The following is a 21,048-nucleotide window of genomic DNA, read 5'->3' as shown; positions in this document are numbered from 1 at the left end:
TTTAGTTCCTCTGAATGCCGAGTAGTTTTCGTATTTTAGCCAGCTCCGCTTTGATCACTTCCTCGTTTGCTGGAGGCTGGTCATTTATCAGCTGTGTATATGTCTCTGCCGCGTCTGGAACTCGCGCGTGACATCCATCTGAAGTCGAGATAAGATCACAAATTTTTGGAGGGAAGCTGGAATGTGTTACATAGTTCAATAGATTTTTATGTAACCGTTCATAAGAGAAATCCTTTAGTGCCTCATGCCAGCTATCAATTTTTTGCTGATTGATTGGAAACTGCTCGTAATAAAGATAGATTTGCTCCAGTAGTGCATAAGTCTCTCGTTTAGTCTTCAAGATTAAACGCCTCCTCAGACAACATTTTTTGTCCAGGCTGCTGATTGAGATACGATTCAAATTTGGTTCCAAACAGAGTTTCAGGGCGGAGGAATTTACTCCATTTAGCATCCTGCTGCCATTCTGCTGACTTTAGGTCCATCACCTTTTTAAAATCCTCCAGCGTAAAACCCTCGTTAAATCTTGCTTGAATCAGGTCCTTGGTTTTACGGGAATCGGGTTTAAAGCTCTTGCCGGTTTTTTCATTCAAGTACTGGATGATGTCGGCAAACGGGATAGTCTTTTTCTCTGTTGTAATCTCTGAAGTACTCTCTGGTATTGCTGGGTTCAAGCTGAACTGTATTGGAGTCTGTTCTGACACCGCCGTTGGTTCAGGTTGAGTCGAGGATGGCTCACAACGCTGTTCGATGTTTGCCAATTGCTCATAATTGATCGTATACCATTTCGTTTTATCCAGCTTCATAGCATTCCAATTGTCCGATACCACAACTCCAAGTTTTTCTAACGAATGAAACGTACGCTTAATGGTACTAATCGACCAAAAGGGGAACTGCTCCTGCCAATCCTCATAGGTGTTGTACACCCATTTTCTTCCCTTAATTTGATGCTTACTCCTGCCAAGCCAATAATGAATCTGCTGCAGTACCACCGCCTCATTTATTCCAATCTTCACGGCCAAAGACGGAACAATCATCAACGGCGCTTCATTAATCAATAACGTACTCATCTGAATCTCTCCTCTAATTATCATCGAAACAGTGAAAACATCGCAGTTGGTATCCTCGAACGGCTCACTGTTCTCTCACCTTCTATATAGGAAAAAGTGAGGGGAAAGGACAGGGTGGTTTGCAGAAAGTTGTTACAAAATTGTGGACATGGGTGGACAACGAAGAGCGGAAAAAGAGAGAGTGTGTCCGAAGTGGTGGGGGCTTCGGACAGGGAAGAGCTGAAAAAGCAAGAGAGTGTCCGAAGAGGTGGTGACTTCGGACAGGGAAGAGCGGAAAAAGAGAGAGTGTGTCCGAAGTGGTGGTGACTTCGGACAGGGAAGAGCGGAAAAAGCAAGATAGTGTCCGAAGTCGTTTTCCCGTGCCTGTCACTCCCCGAGTTTAGGGATAGGAAAGGAACAATTAAGAACACAAGGCTATATCCACGACAAAAAGTTCACTAGGAAACTGCCCAGGTTCGTTTTTATAAAAGGGTTTTTAGCAATTTTAATCAAACGTTTGATGGGCATTTCGTATAGTAGATGTGTGTCAGGTTATGACGTTTATTCGTTTCTATTGTCTATTTTGAGGAGGATCATAACTACTCTCTACTTTTCTTCGGCAAATTATTCATTTGAAAACAATAGAAAGTTCTTTTACTAAAGGGACTTATTGTCTATTTAATCAAACGTTTGATTAGGGGAATTCGGATTAACTAATCGATTGATTAGAATCGCTAGAAATGTTGGTAATGCAGGGTTTGACCTTCTAAGAAGCGCTGGAAAGTGTCGAAAAGGTGGTATAGTGAAAATGGTGATATTTGTATTGATTTATAATTTTATAAATTTATAAATAGATGCAAAAGAAGGGGCTTCTACCACCCTCGGCTCACCACCGGCGCCCCCAAAGAATGGTAGTATCACCTATTATACTTCTTTGTACATCGATGATCCGCTGATTGGACGAACCTCTGAATAGAACTCGTAAGTCCTTTTTTGATAATTCAAAGCGTCCATCTATCATCACATCTAGATAATGTACTATCTCTTTTTTATGCTCAGGTAATTCCTCAAACACATAACCAGTATATAGCCATATATTCTTGTTCGTCTTCGCTTTGATTTCTTTAACAAGCATCAATGTTTCCTCATATTGAATGGTAAGACTATCTCCGCCACTAATGGTTACATCGGCGATGGGATTTTCTTCGATAATTTCAATCAACTCACTTATGCTATATTCTATCCCATTGTTCACATTCCAAGAGGAGGGATTATGACATCCCTCACAATAATGCGTACAACCTGATACATAGATGACCGTACGGATGCCGTTTCCATTATCCGTAGCGTCCGTGTCAATCTTCATGATTCTCATTTCTTACACCCATGTTTTACTCTATTCATTTCTTCTTTACGTTTTGAGCTGTTCCATTTTTCCATGCTTCCTACCAAGTATCCAGTTATTCTTCTTATGCGTTCTATATCGTCGTGATTATTACACTTAGGACATTCGTTGTAAATCACGCCATTGTATCCGCACTGAAGACAGCGATCAACGGGAACATTAAAACTGCCATACCCTATCCCATTTTCTTTCATTGCCACAACATACGTTTCTAGGGCATCGATATTTTTTGAAGCATCTTCTGCTAATTCCACATAGGTAATGTGACCAGCATTTGTTAACGCATGATAAGGTGCTTCCTTTTTAATCTTATTGATTGCATTAATCTTATATTCGACAGGGACATGATTGCTATTCGTAAACCATTCCTTATCTGTTACTCCTTTGATGACCCCATGTTTTTTTCGAGCGATTTTTAAAGCTTTACCTGCATAGGATTCGGCAGGTGTTGCTAGCAATGTATAGTTTAATTTCGTTTTTTCTGTTAAAAGATCCATCTTTTCTTTCATGAAGGAAACTATTTTTAAGCCTAGGTTCTGAGCTTCGTCGCTTTCTCCATGATGTTTTCCAATCAGGGCAACAAGGGCTTCCGCTAAACCAACATAACCAACGGATAATGTACCTTGACGAAGAACTTCTTTTAGAGAGGAGTCTTTATATAGTTCCTCTGAATTCCTCCATATTTGTTGCCCATATAAGAATTTAAAATTTGCAGGTGTCTTTGTTGATTGATATAAGAGCCTTTCATATAGTTGTTGACTTGTTAGGTCAACATAATGGTCCAGCTTCTTAAAAAATTCCTCTACGTTATCTGCTTCTAACGCAATCAAAGGTAGATTAATAGAGGTAAACGAAAGGTTTCCTCTCCCCACGGGCGTTGACTTGCCATTTACATTTGCGAGTACCCTTGTTCTACACCCCATTGTGGCGATATGTGTTTCAGGATCTTCTTCTTTGTAATATTGTAGATTGAATGGAGCATCTACAAACACATAGTTTGGAAAAAGACGCTTTGCTGTTGTTTCAAGCGACAGCCTGAACATATCATAGTTGACATCACTTTGTTTTAAATTGATACCATCTTTTACTTTAAAGATTTGAATGGGGAAAATCGGTGTTTCTCCATTTCCTAGCCCTTTTTGAGTAGCAAGAAGCATATTCTTAACAAGCATTCGCCCTTCCTTTGAAGTGTCTAATCCATAGTTAATACTGATGAAAGGGACCTGTCCGCCACCGCGGCTGTGCATGGAATTACTATTGTGAATAAAGGCTTCACAAGCCTGATAGACATCTCTATCTGTCAGCTCCCAAGCTTTTTCTTCTAGGTCGCAGCCAGCTTGAACGCTTTCTAATAATTGAACGTTCTTCTCGTATGTCTTATATATATAAGGGGCTAAATCAAAATCAAAGTTACTCATTGCTTGACCGCCGTGCTGCTGGTTTTGATTCGATTGAAAGATGATAGAAGTTAAAGCCATTGCCGACATGATGCTGTTTGGTTCACGCATATGACCATGGCCGGTATCAAAACCATCTTTTAACACTTTTGCTAATGGGATTTGCACGCATGTTGTCGTGCCTGATGCATAGTAATCCAAGTCATGAATATAAATATAACCATTCATATAAGCTTGTTTTACTTCGTCAGACAATAAGTGTTCCATTGCGTAATACTTCGCACTAGTAGAAGCGAAGAGTCCCATCATACCCATAGGGCTCTTGCCATCGACATTGGCATTCTCTTGTATTAAATCTTGATTATTGCTACCAACAATTTCATTGAATTCCGCTAATAAATTAGAAAAAACCTGTTTCGTTTCCACATTGGACCTCCTTGTTTGCTCAGAACCATGGAACCATGGGGACGGTTCTGATGGCTCTTTTCAGTGGCAATTGACTTTTATTTTGAACAACAAAAAACCCATCAAAGTTGATGGGTGAAATAACGTGGAATCATCTATAAACAGCATTCATTCACTGCTAATAGTCAGAATAGCCCCGTTATACCTCCCCAACTCCCGAAGAAGATAATACGTATAAAAATGGCAGGTCTCCTGACTTATGCTTCTTCCTACTCTAATACCTTCCCATCCTAAGACAGTGGATTACTTAGTTCGTCAGCATTTACAGTTGCGGGTACAGCTCTGGACTTTCACCAGATTCCCTATTACGTCTTATTTGACACCATTATTATCGGTCAATATCTATATATAGTGTTTTATAGAAAATGAAAACACTAAATATTGTATAATTTACTATAATATACAATCTCTACTTTGACAACCATTTTTTACTAGGGGATTTTGGGGTGAGTGTATGAAATCTGGTGCCAGGCATGAAACAGGTGAAAAGAGAGAGTGTGTCCGAAGAGGTGGTGACTTCGGACAGGGAAGAGCTGAAAAAGAGAGAGTGTGTCCGAAGTGGTGGTGACTTCGGACAAGGAAGAGCGGAAAAAGAGAGAGTGTGTCCGAAGTGGTGGTGACTTCGGACAAGGAAGGGCTGAAAAAGCAAGAGTGTGTCCGAAGTGGTGTTGACTTCGGACAAGGAAGAGCGGAAAAAGAGAGAGTGTGTCCGAAGTGGTGGTGACTTCGGACAGGGAAGAGCTGAAAAAGCAAGATAGTGTCCGAAGTCGTAATCCCGTGCCTGTCACTCCCTGAGTTTAGGGATAGGAAAGGAACGATTAAGAAAACAAGGCTATTTCCACGACAAAAAATTCACTAGAAAACTGCCCAGGTTCGTTTTTATATAAGGGTTCCTAGCGCTTTTAATCAAACGTTTGATTAGCATTTCGTATAGTAGATGTGTGTCAGGTTATGACGTTTACTGGTTTCTATTGTCTATTTTGAGGAAGGTCCTAAATACTTCTACTTTTCTTCGGCAAATTATTCAGTTGAAAACAATAGAAAGTTCTCTTCCTAAAGGGACTCATTGACTATTTAATCAAACGTTTGATTAGTGGCATTGGAATTAATTAATCGATTGATTAGAATCGCTGCAAATGTTGGTAATGCAGGGTTTGTACTTCCTAAGAAGCGTTGGAAAGTGTCGAAAAGTTGATATAGTGAAAATGCCAGCAAGATGATAAATGAGAGGTTCAAAAAATGCTGGTAACAACTGGATGGATGAATCAGGCAATCCTTCAAAAGATAATAACAGTCTAATACGTAAAGAGTGTAGGTGATAGTATGTCCAAATGTTATCAAGTCACAATTCTCATTCTGTTCATTTGTCTTTTTTCGGCCTGTTCTTCTAGACCAGAACAGAATTCTTCTGGTCAATCGAGTCCGTATATTAAATTGTCTACCCCTTCAAAAGAAAATCCAAACCCGGTGATGCCAGATGAACAAGTAGATGAACATCATGGTTCTTCTCCTAATCAAGTACAAAATCAAGACGCTCCAGAACAAAAGCTGCCAGAAGACTATGCAGCAGAGGATCGGCTTCAAACACAGGAAATACAAGAAACGGAAGACCCGAAAAGCGGGGCGGAAACGGTGTCAACGGAGCTGCCTTTTCAGGACTTCAAAGCCAGATGGAATGCTGTTACAGATGAACAAATGTCTAATTTATATATTAAGGATCTAGAAGAGGTATCTTCCAATGGAGAAACGTTTTATCGATCCAATCTGTCCAATCAGCTGGAGCTACGCGTATTTGTTCATCAAGATCACATCCAGCAGTTAGAGCTGATTAGTAAGGACAATACCAAAGTAACCGTAGCGGCCATGCTGACAGGCTGGAGTCAAATCATTACCTTATTGCATCCGAATATTGAAATTTATGATGTGGATGAGCTCTTTAATAAAATGGGTGTTGAACCTAATGGTAATTTAACTAAAGTAAAACAAACATCCTTTACTTACAATGACTTACATTACGAGGTAACACCGACAGAAAACGGCTACAGCTTTATAGGAAGGTATGATAAGCCGTAACATGAGGGGGAGAAGACATGAAGGTAGTAAAGCTTACAATTATCCTATTGTTAATCATTCCTGTATCGTTGCAAGGCACCTCACCGACCCGTGCACAAACGAGGTTATTTAATATGTCTTATGTATTCTTTGGGTCACCCAGCAGCTATGTCACTCAAGTAGATAAAACGAAAGGCAGTTTGAATGTTGTTTCCCCGAACTATTTTGATATTACTTCAGATGGACAGCTCGATGTCACATGGAGGTTACAAACTTCATTTATTACTGAGATGCATAACCGAGGAATTAAGGTAGTTCCTTTTCTAGCTAATCACTGGAATCCAACTGCAGGAATTAACGGGTTAAATAACCGTGACAGCTTAGCTCGAAATATTGCAGCTGCCATTCAACAATACAATCTAGATGGTGTGAACGTGGATATAGAGGGAGTAGGTCATGCCTATCGGGATGCTCATACGGATTTTATAAGGCTTCTTAGGCAATACATACCCGCTCATAAAGAGGTGTCTGTAGCGGTTGCTGCTAATCCTAACGGCTGGAAAACAGGCTGGCATGGCTTCTATGATTATAAGGCACTAGGGGCATACGCAACTTACTTAATGATTATGGCTTATGACGAAAGCTGGGACTCTCCTGATAGCCCAATAGGTCCTGTATCCAGCCTCTCCTTCTTTGAAAGATCCATCCAGTATGCCATTAATCAGGGTGTTGCAAAGGATCGAATTGTTGCTGGATTACCGTTTTATGGGCGAATGTGGAAGCTTGATGGACCGACCTTAGAGAACCGTTCCATAACGGGGATGGGACTTTCGAGTACAAGAGTGGATCCTCTTGTTTCACAATTTAATGGAAAAATCCAATTTGATGAGAAGAGTCAGTCATCTTATGCAACGTTTACGATACCGACAGGCGGCAGTGCCTTCATCGGGAGTGTAAAGCTTACAGAAGGTAACTATGTTATTTGGTTTGAAAATGAACCCTCTATCAAAGCAAAGCTGCGTCTACCGAAGCAATATGGAATAAAGGGAACGGGTTCTTGGGCGTTGTATCATGAGAAACCTTCGATTTGGAACAATTATACACTGTGGCTGAATGAGACCTATAATTCCTTTTGGGTACAAAATGGGTATATGGCTTTAGTGAAAAATGATAATGTTAACCTTCGTGACAGCCCATCCATGAGCGGTAATGTAGTAAGGACACTCTATAAAGACCTAAACCTAAAAGTGACAGGCCCTCTTGTGAATGTCGATAACCAGGAATGGTACCCCGTGCAATTATCTGAGGGGACTCAAGGGTATGTAAGTTCTTCGTACGTAGATATTTTTCAGAGATTCGGTGGAAAGAACCGGTTTGAAGTAGCCGTTAATGTTGCAAATATGGGATGGAAGGATACGGCCGATACCATCATAGTATCGAATTATAATGCGTTTGCTGATGCCTTAACCGCTTCCCCTATCGCCTATAAAGAAAACGCACCCATCCTGTTAACAGCTAAAGATCGTTTAACAGCTGAATCAAAAGATGAAATCAGTCGGCTCAAGCCCCAAAAAGTGATTATTGTCGGAGGCCCTGGCAGCGTTGGGGAGGGTGTTGTAAATGATTTACGTAACATGGGAGTCACTCATTTGGAGCGGATTGGCGGTAAAGACCGCTTTGAAGTTTCAGCCAATCTTGCGAAAAGATTAGGACCCACTACGAGAGCGGTTGTCGCAGATGGAATGAATTTTCCAGATGCACTTTCGATTGCGCCTTATGCGGCCAGAAATGGGATTCCTATTTTGTTAGCTAACAGAGATCATTTACCTCAGCAAACAGAAGAGACCCTTACCAGCATAGGTGTTCAAGATACCATCGTGGTTGGTGGTGAGGCAAGTGTGGGGAAAGCTGTGTATGACAAAATCCCAAATCCGAAACGAATATCTGGTAAAGACCGATACGAAGTAGCTGCAAATGTCATTCGGGAATTAAACTTAACGCCTGATACCGCATTTATTGCCACTGGTTTGACGTTTGCAGATGCATTAACGGGTTCGGTTTTAGCTGCAAAAGAGGGTGCACCACTTTTATTAACGAATCCAAAGCAGTTACCTGAGGCTACGAAAATGATTCTTGTGGAAAAAAATATTACCAGACATAAGGTTCTAGGCGGTTCCGGTTCAGTAAGTGAACAGGTTTATCAAGAACTTCGACCATAACGAAGGGAAGCAGGTGATTGTGAGTGAAGAAAGTGGGATTTCTACTATTTGCCCTTTGTTTTCTTACAATAGCCGGTTGTAAAGCAACGGAGGAACCTTCGCGGCTTACTCAGAAGGCTGCTGAAGAAGCTGCCATGCATAATCCGAAGATTTCCAAGTGGATGAACCAACACCACCCAAGGAATGGAACGACCTATTTAGTAACAGGGCAAAATAATCAGAATTCCGAAGACCTTTATACCAAATCAATAACATCTAATGATCATCACTGGAAAATTACCTATACTTCGAAAACAGAGATTAGTCCAAACAAGATGGAGGTCACTGTTAATTCAACAACGGGTGAAATTGAATCGATACAAGAAGAGGAAAGAATGATTGTCCAATTTAAACAACAGGTTAATGAAGAAGCTATCCATGATGTTAATGGGGAAATTATAAATACAGTGGAAACAATCACTGTACTAACAGCGTATATACCAGTTGATAAAATTGAAGAAATCAAACAAAACCCGGAAATATCCACTATAGAAAAGGATGCAAGGATCAGAGCGACTAGCCAAGTTGTAGATTGGGGTAATGAAAAAATTCGAACCCCAATCGCTTGGCAGGCAAGCTTTACTGGAAAAGGGCAGAAAATTGCTATTCTTGATTCTGGAGTATCCACAAGCCATGAGGACCTAAAGATAACAGATGGGGTGGCCTTTGTTCCGTATACTACTTCGTATGATGACGATAATGGTCACGGAACGCATGTTGCAGGAATTATAGGAGCAGCTAACAATACTAAAGGCACGGTTGGAGTTGCCCCAGACGCCTCGCTCTATGCCGTTAAGGTATTGGATAACAATGGCGAAGGGTATGTTTCAGATATAATCGCTGGGATTGATTGGGCTGTTCAAAATGATATCGATATTATTAATTTAAGTATTGGATCAGACACCCCCTCCAACATGTTGAAGGATGTGTTGGATATGGCGTATTCAAAAGGGATTCTGATCGTAGCGTCTGCTGGTAATACAGGGTACGAGCCATACCATAGTACAGTAGGTTATCCAGCTGCGTATGATTCCGTTATTGCGGTAGGGGCGATTGACCAATCCAATAAGTGGGCTGATTTTTCTTCAGTAGGACCAACAGTAGAGGTTACTTCTCCAGGTGTTGATATATTGAGTACTTATTTAAATAATTCCACCAAAAGGCTTACTGGGACATCGATGGCAGCACCATTTGTTTCCGGCTTATTAGCTTTGTTAAAGGAACAATACCCAGAATTAAGTGCAGCGGATCTTCGTTCTATTCTTCAAAAGAATGTTATTGATTTAGGTGATGCTGGGAGAGACCCTTATTATGGGTATGGATTGGTTCAATACAGTGAACGAATAAAAGATATACAAAGAGTGTCAGGAAAAAACCGCTTTGAATTAGCTGTTAATATTTCAAAGGCTGGGTGGCAAGAGTCGAGTCATACGGTTGTATTAACAAACTATATCTCTTTTGCAGATGCCCTGGCTTCATCCCCATTGGCGTTTAAAGAAAATGCACCGATTCTTCTTACGCATAAAGATTTCTTGACGAGCGAAACAAAAGAGGAAATTCAAAGACTGAAGCCTCAAAAAGTCATTGTGATTGGCGGCCCTGGCAGCATATCGGAGAGTGTCATCGATAGTGTTTCGTCCCTTGGGATAGCCACAGTCGAAAGAATTGGAGGGAAAGACCGTTTCGAAGTTGCCTATCATATTGCTCAGAGGATGGGAGCTACCAATACCGCCATTATCGCGAATGGATTAAATTTTCCAGATGCACTGGCCATCGCTCCATATGCAGCACGGAATGGGTATATATTTATATTAACTACGAAAGACTCCATTCCAAATAATATAAAAAGAATCCTCCAGGAAAAAGGAATTCAACATACGATTGTAGTCGGAGGAGAGGGTAGTGTTAGTGAGGCTGTCGTTAGCCGTTTACCTCAGCCGATACGCATTAATGGGAAGGATCGATTCGAGGTGGCGGGGAATATAATTGAGAATTTACAAATAACCCCGGAGATCTTATATTTTGCTACTGGATATTCATTTGCGGACGCCATGACAGGATCGGTTTTAGCCGCGAAAGAAAATGGAGCCATGTTACTCACCTCTCCAACAAACTTGCCTTTATCAATTCAACAAACAGTGAAAGCAACCAATCTTACAAAGTATAAGATATTAGGCGGTACGGGCTCTATCAGTGAGAATGTCTATATGCAGCTAATGTTTGAACTCTAATATGGGACGTGGTGGGACCGTGGGGACGGTTCTTGTGGTTGTGGGAAAATATGTAAGACCAGGAGAACCCTCCCCGTGTACACAATTTAATAAAAACAAGAAGGCAGTTATCTACATATAGTAGGTAATTGCCTTTTTGTTTAAGGCTGTTTTGCTCAAAGATTGTTGTTTTTATTATTGGTTAATAACGTTTTTTGCTTAAGTTGCCACAGGTTTGAACACCATGAAGCTTAGATTCATCAAACTTGTCTGAAGTTGCCACAAGTTCGGACACCATGAAGCTTAGATTCATCAAACTTATCTGAAGTTTCCACAGGTTCGGACACCATGAAGCTTAAATTCATCAAGCTTGTCTGAAGTAACCTCTGGTTCGGACACCATGACTCTTAGATTCATCAAACTTGTCTTAAGTCACCTCTGGTATTTGTACAGAAAGCAACAAAGTTTACGAATAGAGCCTTGTTTAAAAAATGGACTTTTTCAGTGATTGCGAACCGTCCACATGGTTATGTTAGTGTGTTAAAATATTTACAATTATGATAGTTTCGGGGCCACGAGAACACCCCATGGTTTCCTAGGAGGGCAGCATGAATCGACGTATGTTTATTTATCTTATTTTAATCGTTTCGTTTATTACGGTGTTAGGTTTCTCGATTTATTTTTATAAACAAGTACAGGCGACGGATCGGAAAATGGATGAGGTGATTTCTTCTGAGACTGCGCTGCCGATGTTCCATTTTACTTTAATTGGTGAGGAGATGGATCATGATTATTGGCGCTTGGTCGGAGAGGGAGCCAAGAAAACCGAAACGGAGCATGACGTTTTTGTTAACTACGAGGGGCCAAAGCGTACGGATTCGGATGAACAGCTGAAGCTGTTAGATAAAGCCATAGCAGCCAAAGTCGATGGGATTATTGTTCAGGCTCAAAATGACCAATTTACGCCCATGATCAATAAGGCTGTGGGTGCCGGGATTCCGGTAATTACGATTGATATGGATGCAAAGGATAGCTTGCGTAATGCCTATATTGGGACAGACAATTATTTAGCGGGCCAATTAGCCGGAGAAGCTTTGGTGAAAGATACGGGCGGAAAGGCTACGATTGGAATTATCACAGCTAGTTTTGATAATGTCGATCACCAGCAGCGAGTGAAAGGATTTAAAGATATTGTAGGTAGATATGAAGGAATCAAGATCGCAGCGATTAAGGAATCAAACGTATCAAGGATTGACACCGAGCAAAAGGCGTACCGGATGCTCACCGAGTATCCTAATATTACCGCCTTTTATGGAACTAGTTCCTATAATGGGATGGGGATCGTTGCGGCGGCAGAATCCTTAAAAAGACAGGATGATATGTATGTGATAACGTTTGATTCAATTGAGGAAAATATTCAGTTGCTTGAAAATGGGGCAATTGATGCGATTGTTGAACAACTTCCGTTTAAGATGGGGGCCCTGAGCACGGAGATTATGCTGGACATTGTTACGGGAAAGCCGGTCAAAGAATTCTATCATACAGAATCATCGATTATTCGTGAATCAGACTTGCCCGATGAGAAAAGCCAAAGGGGTGGGGCGAAATGATTAAAATTCGCACAAAATTGCTCATTTATTTTGCGGCCATCCTTTTCGTCATTGTCGTGTTGTTTTTTGTTCGTGAACAAAGCGGCCAAAAAGTGCTCGAGCTTTATAATGACAATGTTGAACCTTCCTTACTTTTAAATGAAATTACGAAAGAGACAAATCAGACGTTTCAGTCGCTTAAAATTTATATTTATGAACCTTGGCCTGAAAACCTATCAATCTATGAAAAAGATCGGCAAAGGCTGATTCAACTGCAAAAAGAGTTTAAGGAAAAACAAATAGAAGGAGTCCCAAGCGTAAATTTTTTAAATACGATATCCAGTTTTCTAGAACATTTGGATAAAACCATGGAAGGTGTAGAAAAGCATGATATCCAGCGATATTCGAAGCATTTAAATGAAGCGGAAAAAACAGCTGGTTATATTCATGAAAGTTCACTTGACCTGATTAATAAGGAACTTTCAGATTACCAAACGCTATCCCTGCTGATTGATAAAAAGATTAAGGATAGGCAAAAGTTGGGGACTACGATCATTCTTGCTATTATTATTCTCAGTATCCTGTTTGCCCTTTGGTTTTCTAATGGGATTACACGAACGATTGAAAGGCTTACCCGGGCGGCAAAAGAAATGTCAGCCGGACGTTATTCGGGTGAGGATGTTATGGTTTCAAGGAAGGACGAGCTGTGGTTTTTAACGAAGACGTTTAATGAAATGAAAAGGAATATTCTCGAATCGGTTAGTGAGATGGAGGAAAAGGCAAAACTTGCCCAATTGCTGAAAGAGATGGAATTGAAAAGCCTCCAAAATCAGATTAATCCACATTTCCTTTTTAATACTTTGAATACGATTTCAAAACTGTCGTATATCGAAGGTGCAGAACGGACAAGCGACTTAATATCGTCTGTATCTGCCCTGCTTCGCTATAACATTGGCAATCTCGATCGCCAGACGACCATAAAGGACGAAGTGGACATTGTTAAGGAGTACTTTTTTATCCAAAAAACACGATTTGGTGACCGCGTGGAGTTTGTGCAAAACGTGGATTCAGCCTGTTTGTCAATGCCGATCCCTTGCTTAACGCTTCAGCCGCTCATTGAGAATGCCTTTATGCATGGAATTGAAAATATGGCTGGTGGTGCCAAAATTGAATTGCACATATACGAAGACAATGAACACGTTTGCATTGATGTAAAGGATAATGGCGCAGGGATGGATCAGGCAACGATTGACCGATTGTTGAATAGCAGCCATGCTGAAAAGGAATCTCTACCGAAAAAAGAGTCAGGTCATTCAACCGGAATCGGCATGAGAAATGTGATGGACCGGCTTAGATTATTCCATAAAGATAGTAAAATGAACATTGCCTCTAGTCTTGGGAAAGGGACAATCGTGAGTATTCAGATAAGAAATGGCTAATGGGTAAGGGGGAAGAACTACATGTTACATGTCATGCTTGTGGACGATGAACACCTTGAAAGAGAAGGTCTCAAACTGATGCTTCGTAAGAATCGATCCAATTTTGAGGTCATTGCCGAGGCTCAAAATGGAAGGCAGGCAGTTGAACTTGCTTTGACCTATAAGCCGGACTTAATTTTTATGGACATCAAGATGCCGGAATTGGACGGCCTTGAAGCGATTAAAAGGATATCTCCTGAACTTTGTGACACCAAATATATTATGGTGTCGGCTTTTGATACGTTTGATTATGCCCGTGAAGCGATGAAATTTGGGATTAAGGAATATTTGTTAAAACCAAGCAGGGTTTCCGAGGTGTTAGAAGCGTTTGACCGGATGGCAGCCGAAATTGAGGCTGAAAAACAGACACTGATTGAAAAAAAGCAAATCAATCGCCGCCTTGAACGAGTCAGTTCTTTTATCGAAATGGAATTTATTGTTTCGTTCATTATGGATCATGTTCACGAATTCAATCAGGCTGACTGGGATGAATGGCTGGACCTCGAAGAGAAGCAAGGGTTTGTCGCTGTCTTTTCGTTTGAATCAGACAGCCTGCAACCGAGCCGTGAGGAAAAAAGCCGCTGGTATCATACCCTGAAAAGAGCGCTGCACGATCAAAGTCTCCATTTTTTAGTGGGACCATTAACAGGTTTTCAAGTTCCGGTGCTGGTGTTAGTCACTGAACAAGGAAAAACAGATCATGAAATAAGACAGGATTTTGCGCGTTCGATTATTCACCATGTTCAGCATCAGCTCGAATCATGCCGCGTGTATGCCGGAGTGGGGATGGTTGTAGGTGATGTCCATTCCTTTTCCCAATCCTATAAGGAAGCGATTTATGCGCTGGAACTTGTACATAACCACCCAACTGCAGCCTATATGGCTTATAGTGACCGGTTGACACAAAAACGCAAAGAGTTAATCCCGTTTGAGCTTGAGAAGGAGCTGGTGGATGCTGTTAGGCAGGGCGATATGCAAAAAGGATTGCACATGTTTGAATCTTATTTTCATTCCATCCAGCAGGCAGCAGATTCTCAGGTGCGCATCGTGATTAAGGCGATGGAGGATTTCTTTCTCGTGTTAATGCGATCAGTCAAAGAACTTGGGTTTGATGAGGATATAAAGGTAAGTTTAGGACAAATCGAAACAACCATGCAAATCAAAGAAACAGCCAAGGCTCAGCTCGTATATATTATCGAGCGTTTAGGGGAGTGGCGAAATAACGGGATGAGATCGCTGCTTTTAAAAGCGAAGGAATTTATTGATAAAAATTATCATAGGCCGATCACCCTTGAAGAGGTAGCCGAGCAAATTGGGATTAGCTCCTATTATTTAAGCAGGCTATTTAGAGAGCGGTTTCAAGTGACTTTTATCGATTATTTGAAGAATACTAGAATGCAAAAAGCAAAAGAGCTCCTGCTCGATGGCACCATGCCATTAAAGGAAATCGCCTTAAATATTGGCTATAAAGATCCCAATTATTTCAGCAGGTTTTTTAAAAAAGAAGTCGGAATGAACCCGCGTGAATATCGAAATAAATACCATCAATAATGAAAGAAGAAATTGCTCAGGGCATCTGCTCGAGCAATTTTTTTTTTGATACGGATAGGACAAGAATGTCTAGGTATTCGCAACAAAGTGAAGATGAAAGTGCTTCCAGGGCAGTTGTATCATGGTAATTTTAATATGTGAATTAGCTGTAATTTGCTAGTTGTAAAAAAATGAAAACGCAGTCAATGGAAATTGGGTGTACTTTCATAAGAAATTAAAAATCGTAAGGGGGCTTCAAATCTTTATGGAAAAGGGCAAACGTTTTATTTCAGTTTTGGTTGGTTTACTTCTCGTGTTGATGCTTGCTGCCTGCGGTCAGGATGCAAGTGGCGGCAGCGCGAGCAGCGGCTCTGACAGTAAGGAGAAAGGCAAGGATGATAAGCTTAAGATCGGCCTTTCTGTTTCGGATTTAACATTAGAACGCTGGCAGCATGACCGTGATTTCTTTGTTGCAAAAGCAGAAGAATTAGGGGCAGAGGTAGTCGTACAATCTGCAAATGGCGATGAAGCAAAGCAATTATCTCAAGTCCAGAACATGCTTTCTCAGGATATTGATGCGTTAGTTATTATTGCGATTAACTCGGATGCATTATCTACGGTTGTCGATCAAGCGAAGGCAGAAGGAATTCCTGTTTTAGCGTATGACCGTCTGATTAATGGTACCGATATTGATGCCTATGTATCGTTTGACAATGTTCGTGTTGGTGAAATGCAAGCGGAATATTTAGTGGAACAGGTACCTTCTGGAAAGTATTTTTTAATGGGCGGTTCGCCAACGGATAACAATGCAAAAATGTTCAGAGAAGGTCAAATGAACATTATCCAACCGCTTGTGGATAGTGGTGATATTGAAATCGCGGGCGACCAGTGGGCTAAAAACTGGGATGCGAACGAAGCGCTGAAAATTATGGAAAACGCTTTAACTGCAAATAAAAATGATATTGGTGCCGTTGTTGCATCAAATGACAGTACTGCTGGCGGTGCTATTCAAGCTTTGGATGCACAGGGACTTGCAGGTAAAGTAGTCATCTCTGGACAAGATGCTGACTTGGCGGCTGTACAGCGTATCGCTGAAGGTACTCAAACCATGACAGTCTACAAACCTATCAAGAGCATTGCTGAAAAGAGTGCAGAAGTAGCCGTTCAATTGGCAAAAGGGGAAACTCCTGAGAGTGATTCAAGTGTTAACAATGGCAAGGTCGATGTGCCGTTTATTAAGCTGGATCCTATTAAGGTAGGCAAAGAAAACCTTGTGGATACGGTGATCAAGGATGGATTCCACTCTTATGACGATGTTTATAAGAATGTTGCTGAAGGCGACCGCCCAGCACGTCCATAATACGAATACGATTAAAAACAGGGGCTTAAACGAGCAAGTGCAGTTTCCTTGCTCTCCCTTTATTATTTAAAAATATAATTATGGCTATCTATTAGCCTCCTAAATCATGCCACATTAATCGTCTTTACAAAATCGAGTTCCGAATAGGTGGTGACAAGCTAGAATGGATACGTATGCGCTACAAATGAAAGGGATCGTAAAAGAATTCCCAGGTGTTAGAGCTTTAGATAACGTAACATTTTCAGTGCGTAGGGGAGAGATTCATGCCTTATGCGGCGAGAATGGCGCTGGAAAATCCACGTTGATGAAAATACTGAGTGGTGTCTACCCACATGGTACGTATGATGGAGAAATTATTATTAATGGCCAAAAGGTCGAATTTAAAACAATAAAAGAATCTCAGGATGCAGGCGTTGGCATTATCTATCAAGAGCTTGCCTTAGTAGAGGAAATGACTGTCGCTGAGAACTTATTTTTAGGTCATGATTTAATGCGGAGAAGAGTGATTGATTGGAACCAGATTTATGCAGAAGCACAGAAATCACTTAAGCATATCGGCTTGAACATTGACCCGCAAACAAAAGTCGGTGATTTAACCGTTGGGAAGCAGCAATTGATCGAAATTGCAAAAGCCTTAACGAAAAAAACAGATATTCTCATTTTGGATGAGCCAACAGCCGCTTTAACGGAAAGTGATGTTGAGGTTCTCATGGGCTTGTTGAATGAATTACGAGCGAAAGGCGTTACCTGTATTTATATTTCTCATAAATTAGGAGAGGTCATGGCCCTTGCTGATTCCGTCACGATTTTGCGTGATGGACGAACCATCAGTACGGATCCCATTGAAGAGTTAACCGAACAAAAGATTGTCTCGAAAATGGTTGGGCGCGAGCTCACTGAGCTTTTTCCATATGAACCACACCCGATTAGCTCGGAGAACATTATGGAGGTAAAAGATTACTCCGTTTTTGATGACAAAGGGAAACAGTTGATAAAGAATGCTTCTTTCATGGTGAGAAAAGGTGAAATCCTCGGTATTTCCGGATTAATGGGGGCCGGCCGGTCAGAATTGTTCATCAGTTTGTTTGGCGGCCTTAAAGGGAAGAGGACAGGAACGGTCTTGATTGATGGAAAAGAAACGAGGATCAACCAACCACAAGATGCGATAAAAGAAGGCCTGGCTTACGTTTCCGAGGACCGCAAGCGTTATGGCCTTGTGCTGGGGATGGACATCACGAAGAACACGACCTTAGCTGCTTTAAATAAGGTCATGAAATTAAAAATTATTGATGATGCATTAGAAGTGAAAACGGCTGGGGAACTGACTTCAAAAATGAAGCTAAAAGCACCTAACCTAGAGGCAAAGGTTGGCCAGCTGAGTGGTGGAAACCAGCAGAAGGTAGTTCTTAGCAAATGGTTAATGACAAATCCGAAAGTGTTAATTCTAGACGAACCGACAAGAGGAATTGATGTCGGTGCTAAATACGAGATTTATAAGATTATTAATGAACTCGTAAGCGAAGGCGTCGGGATTGTCATTATCTCATCGGAGCTTCCAGAGGTTTTGGGGATGTCAGATCGAGTTCTTGTCATGTCAGAAGGCTCCATAACTGGAGAATTCTTGAGAGAAGAAGCAACACAAGAAAAAATCATGATGTGTGCAACGGGAGGGAAGAAACATGGGTAAAACGTTAGCAGAAGTGGAAAGGAAAACACAGGGAAACAGAGGGTTAAGTTTTAAGTTTGACCTCCAAGCGTACACCCTTATTATTGCACTCGTGTTAATCGCGGTGATTTTCAGTGTTTTTACAGGTGGAGAGTTTTTATCCTCACGGAATATTTCCAATTTAATTACACAAATGTCCGTTATTGCCGTCCTTGCTATTGGGATGACTTTAGTCATCGTAGCGGGTCATATTGATTTATCCGTTGGATCATTAGTTGGTTTAACAGGCGGGATTGCAGCCATTCTGCAAGTGTGGCAAGGCTGGGGAACTATCTCAGTTGTGATTGCAGCGATTGTCATTGGAGCCATCCTTGGATTATGGCAAGGCTGGTGGGTTGCCTACCGCGCTGTTCCTGCTTTCATCGTAACCCTTGGAGGAATGCTTATCTTCCGCGGGATCTTAATCGGTTTAAGTAAAGGACAAACGGTTGCACCGATGGAGGACAGCTTTAAACAAATCGGTAATAGCTATTTCCCTTATGTTCCAGGGTATGTATTAGCGGTCATTAGCATTGGATTATTCGTTTTCTGGACGCTCCAAAATCGAAAAAAGCGTAAGCAGCTGGGGCTGATGATTCCGGCGGCCACTCTTGACTTTGGCAAGGTTGGAATCTATGCATTCTGTATTCTTTTAACCACTTATATGTTAAACCGCTATTTGGGAATTCCGGTTCCATTTTTAATCGTAGTCTTATTTGCAGCAGTCTTTATCTTTATTTCGAATAAAACGGCGTTTGGCCGTTCGATTTATGCGCTCGGAGGAAACCAAGAAGCTGCAGCATTGTCAGGAATTAATATTAAACGCAGTACGCTTTGGGTATTTATTACGATGGGCGGTCTTGCGGGTGTTGCCGGCGTCCTGTTAACGAGCAGGCTAAATGCTGCCACTGTCAGTGCCGGAAATATGTATGAACTCGATGCGATTGCAGCTTGCGTTATTGGCGGAACGAGCTTGGTCGGCGGCCGCGGGAAAATAGTCGGCGCTCTAATTGGTGCCCTAATTATGGCAAGTATTGATAACGGTATGAGTATGATGAACATCCAGGCATTTTGGCAATATATCGTCAAAGGATTAATCCTAATTGTTGCCGTATGGATTGATATTTCTAGTAAGAAGTAATTGGGTGCCAAGGGGACGGTTCTTGTGGTTGTGGCAAAATATGTAAGACCAGGAGAACCGTCTACGTGTAAAGTTTAATAAAAACAAGAAGGCAGTTATCTACATATAGTAGGTAATTGCCTTCTTGTTTTTCAAAAATGGACTTGTCCAGTGATCTCGAACCGTCCATAATGTCCTCATGCTTCTCGCTAAGAAATCTTCTGGTTATTCCTCTTGTTTTACTGCAATGATAAAATCAATCTCAATCGGAGTATTACTAGGGAGTTCCGCTACTCCAACAGCTGTGCGGGCATGATGACCTTTAGCGCCAAAAATCTTATCTAATAATTCAGAAGCAGCATCAAGAACTTTTGATGGTTCAGAAAAGCCTGGTGCAGTCTGAACATAGCCTGTTACTTTTAATACTTGTTCAACCTTGTCAAGGCTGCCAATTGCCGCTTTTAAACTGCTAAGCCCTTTTAGCACACACATCTCTGCTAGTTCCTGAGCCTGTTCAATCGTAACCTCTCTACCTACTTTACCTTGATAAGGAACCTCTCCATTTATTCTAGGTACTTGTCCACTAATGTAAGCTACACCTTGATGAATCATTACGGGTACATAATGGTAAAGGGGTGCAGCTGCTTCCGGTAATTCGATACCTAAATCTTGTAAACGTTGATCAATGTTATTCAATTTCTTGCTCCTCTCAAAGCTGTTTTTTTAATAGATTTAGGCTGTGTTATGATTCATTGTTGATTTTCGTGTAGGGTTGATCATTCATAAGCGGAGAATTTCCGCCTATTGTAGAAAAGGAACCTTAAGAGGCAGATATAAGCGGAAATATTCCGGTTAACTGCTTTAAATAAGACAAAATCCAATGATTTGGATACCATAAGCGGAAAAACTCCGCTTATTATGAAGGGAAATAGGGAGATTTCCAAATTTAAACGGAAATTCTCCGCTTATTTTCCAAACACAGTAAAATCAACAGTCAGCTTTAACACAGCCTAGATTTAAAAAAGTAATTTACGTCTTATATTCAAGAGGCGTTGTCAGAAATCCTTCTAAAAGCAAGTTAAAAATGATGCACGGAGAATAAATGGAGGGAGCAAGGGGATGGTTCTGGTGGCTTCCTCATTCAATGGTTCACCATGGCATTGGTTGAGAGATAGGGAAGAATGATTAAGAATACAAGGTTATATCCACGACAAAAAATACACTAGAAAACTGGCCAGGTTCGTTTTTAAATAAGGGTTTATAGCGCTTTTAATCAAATGTTTGATTAGTATTTCGTATGGAGATGTGAGTCAGATTATGACAGTTACTAGTTTCTATTGTCTATGTCATAAATACTCTCTACTTTTCTTCGGCAAATTTTTCATTTGAAAACAATGGAGGTTCCCATAATAAAGGGACTCATTGACTATCTA

General features: G+C 41.1%; 15 protein-coding genes and 1 riboswitch. Of the genes, 9 read left to right on the top strand and 6 right to left on the bottom strand.

The genetic code is table 11. The annotated features are described in order from the left end of the window. Nucleotide 1 precedes the first annotated feature (1 nt). From MLOOGBEN_RS14560 to MLOOGBEN_RS28930, 5 genes are all read right to left on the bottom strand, one after another. Nucleotides 2-340: a hypothetical protein gene (locus MLOOGBEN_RS14560; RefSeq protein ID WP_179158977.1), complete on the bottom strand. Its 339-nt coding sequence runs from the start codon at nt 338-340 to the stop codon at nt 2-4. After that, entirely contained in the window at nt 330-1,067 is a 738-nt protein-coding gene (locus MLOOGBEN_RS14555; RefSeq protein WP_179158976.1) for a conserved phage C-terminal domain-containing protein, read from the bottom strand. The genes MLOOGBEN_RS14560 and MLOOGBEN_RS14555 overlap by 11 nt, the downstream gene beginning before the upstream one ends. An 865-nt stretch (nt 1,068-1,932) precedes the next feature. Continuing rightward, nucleotides 1,933-2,421 carry an anaerobic ribonucleoside-triphosphate reductase activating protein gene (nrdG, locus tag MLOOGBEN_RS14550; protein WP_179158975.1) on the bottom strand — a complete coding sequence of 163 codons (489 nt, stop codon included), beginning with the start codon at nt 2,419-2,421 and terminating at the stop codon, nt 1,933-1,935. Further along, on the bottom strand, nt 2,418-4,274 hold the full coding sequence (locus tag MLOOGBEN_RS14545; RefSeq protein ID WP_179158974.1) for an anaerobic ribonucleoside triphosphate reductase: 1,857 nt from the start codon (nt 4,272-4,274) through the stop codon (nt 2,418-2,420). Before MLOOGBEN_RS14545 ends, nrdG begins: the two co-directional genes overlap by 4 nt. A gap of 204 nt (nt 4,275-4,478) precedes the next feature. Then, nucleotides 4,479-4,655, bottom strand: a riboswitch (cobalamin riboswitch). A 732-nt stretch (nt 4,656-5,387) separates the two neighbouring features. Further along, the gene (locus MLOOGBEN_RS28930; protein ID WP_218781188.1) at nt 5,388-5,729 is read right to left on the bottom strand and encodes a hypothetical protein; all 342 of its coding nucleotides are present in this window, start codon (nt 5,727-5,729) and stop codon (nt 5,388-5,390) included. Nucleotides 5,730-5,747: 18 nt separating this feature from the next. Here MLOOGBEN_RS28930 and MLOOGBEN_RS14540 point away from each other — a divergent pair, with 18 nt between their 5' ends. The 9 genes from MLOOGBEN_RS14540 to MLOOGBEN_RS14500 all read left to right on the top strand — a co-directional run bounded on the left by MLOOGBEN_RS14540 (nt 5,748) and on the right by MLOOGBEN_RS14500 (nt 19,636). Continuing rightward, a complete protein-coding gene (locus tag MLOOGBEN_RS14540) occupies nt 5,748-6,386 on the top strand; it encodes a hypothetical protein (RefSeq protein ID WP_218781187.1) in 639 nt (212 codons plus the stop codon). A gap of 17 nt (nt 6,387-6,403) precedes the next feature. Then, nucleotides 6,404-8,584: a cell wall-binding repeat-containing protein gene (locus tag MLOOGBEN_RS14535; RefSeq protein WP_179158972.1), complete on the top strand. Its 2,181-nt coding sequence runs from the start codon at nt 6,404-6,406 to the stop codon at nt 8,582-8,584. A gap of 23 nt (nt 8,585-8,607) precedes the next feature. Further along, nucleotides 8,608-10,854, top strand: a complete 2,247-nt coding sequence (locus MLOOGBEN_RS14530) for a S8 family serine peptidase (RefSeq protein WP_179158971.1) — start codon at nt 8,608-8,610, stop codon at nt 10,852-10,854. Nucleotides 10,855-11,441: 587 nt separating this feature from the next. Continuing rightward, nucleotides 11,442-12,443 (top strand): sugar-binding protein, encoded by a 1,002-nt coding sequence (locus MLOOGBEN_RS14525; protein ID WP_179158970.1) that lies wholly within the window; start codon nt 11,442-11,444, stop codon nt 12,441-12,443. Continuing rightward, on the top strand, nt 12,440-13,861 hold the full coding sequence (locus tag MLOOGBEN_RS14520; protein ID WP_179158969.1) for a sensor histidine kinase: 1,422 nt from the start codon (nt 12,440-12,442) through the stop codon (nt 13,859-13,861). Before MLOOGBEN_RS14525 ends, MLOOGBEN_RS14520 begins: the two co-directional genes overlap by 4 nt. Nucleotides 13,862-13,882: 21 nt before the next feature. Further along, entirely contained in the window at nt 13,883-15,451 is a 1,569-nt protein-coding gene (locus MLOOGBEN_RS14515) for a response regulator (RefSeq protein ID WP_179158968.1), read from the top strand. Between the two features lie 244 nt (nt 15,452-15,695). Beyond that, nucleotides 15,696-16,790, top strand: a complete 1,095-nt coding sequence (gene xylF, locus MLOOGBEN_RS14510; RefSeq protein WP_179158967.1) for a D-xylose ABC transporter substrate-binding protein — start codon at nt 15,696-15,698, stop codon at nt 16,788-16,790. A 163-nt stretch (nt 16,791-16,953) separates the two neighbouring features. Beyond that, entirely contained in the window at nt 16,954-18,477 is a 1,524-nt protein-coding gene (locus MLOOGBEN_RS14505; RefSeq protein WP_179158966.1) for a xylose ABC transporter ATP-binding protein, read from the top strand. Continuing rightward, nucleotides 18,470-19,636 (top strand): sugar ABC transporter permease, encoded by a 1,167-nt coding sequence (locus MLOOGBEN_RS14500; protein WP_179158965.1) that lies wholly within the window; start codon nt 18,470-18,472, stop codon nt 19,634-19,636. The genes MLOOGBEN_RS14505 and MLOOGBEN_RS14500 overlap by 8 nt, the downstream gene beginning before the upstream one ends. 204 nt (nt 19,637-19,840) lie before the next feature. Here MLOOGBEN_RS14500 and MLOOGBEN_RS14495 read toward each other — a convergent pair whose 3' ends face one another. Next, nucleotides 19,841-20,311, bottom strand: coding sequence for a RidA family protein (locus tag MLOOGBEN_RS14495; protein WP_179158964.1), 471 nt, complete (start codon nt 20,309-20,311; stop codon nt 19,841-19,843). Between the last annotated feature and the right edge of the window lie 737 nt (nt 20,312-21,048).

Origin of the sequence: Bacillus sp. EB106-08-02-XG196, assembly GCF_013396335.1 — a bacterium.
Classification (GTDB): domain Bacteria; phylum Bacillota; class Bacilli; order Bacillales; family Cytobacillaceae; genus Neobacillus.
The sequence above is the reverse complement of the archived record's forward strand: the minus strand, read 5'-3'. Positions and strand labels throughout refer to the sequence as shown.

Coding starts and splice junctions, on each gene's coding strand:
- MLOOGBEN_RS14555 (WP_179158976.1), bottom strand. CDS start 1,067: ATGAGTACGTTATTGATTAATGAAGCGCCGTTGATGATTGTTCCGTCT.
- nrdG (WP_179158975.1), bottom strand. CDS start 2,421: ATGAGAATCATGAAGATTGACACGGACGCTACGGATAATGGAAACGGC.
- MLOOGBEN_RS14535 (WP_179158972.1), top strand. CDS start 6,404: ATGAAGGTAGTAAAGCTTACAATTATCCTATTGTTAATCATTCCTGTA.
- MLOOGBEN_RS14525 (WP_179158970.1), top strand. CDS start 11,442: ATGAATCGACGTATGTTTATTTATCTTATTTTAATCGTTTCGTTTATT.
- MLOOGBEN_RS14520 (WP_179158969.1), top strand. CDS start 12,440: ATGATTAAAATTCGCACAAAATTGCTCATTTATTTTGCGGCCATCCTT.
- MLOOGBEN_RS14515 (WP_179158968.1), top strand. CDS start 13,883: ATGTTACATGTCATGCTTGTGGACGATGAACACCTTGAAAGAGAAGGT.
- xylF (WP_179158967.1), top strand. CDS start 15,696: ATGGAAAAGGGCAAACGTTTTATTTCAGTTTTGGTTGGTTTACTTCTC.
- MLOOGBEN_RS14505 (WP_179158966.1), top strand. CDS start 16,954: ATGGATACGTATGCGCTACAAATGAAAGGGATCGTAAAAGAATTCCCA.
- MLOOGBEN_RS14500 (WP_179158965.1), top strand. CDS start 18,470: ATGGGTAAAACGTTAGCAGAAGTGGAAAGGAAAACACAGGGAAACAGA.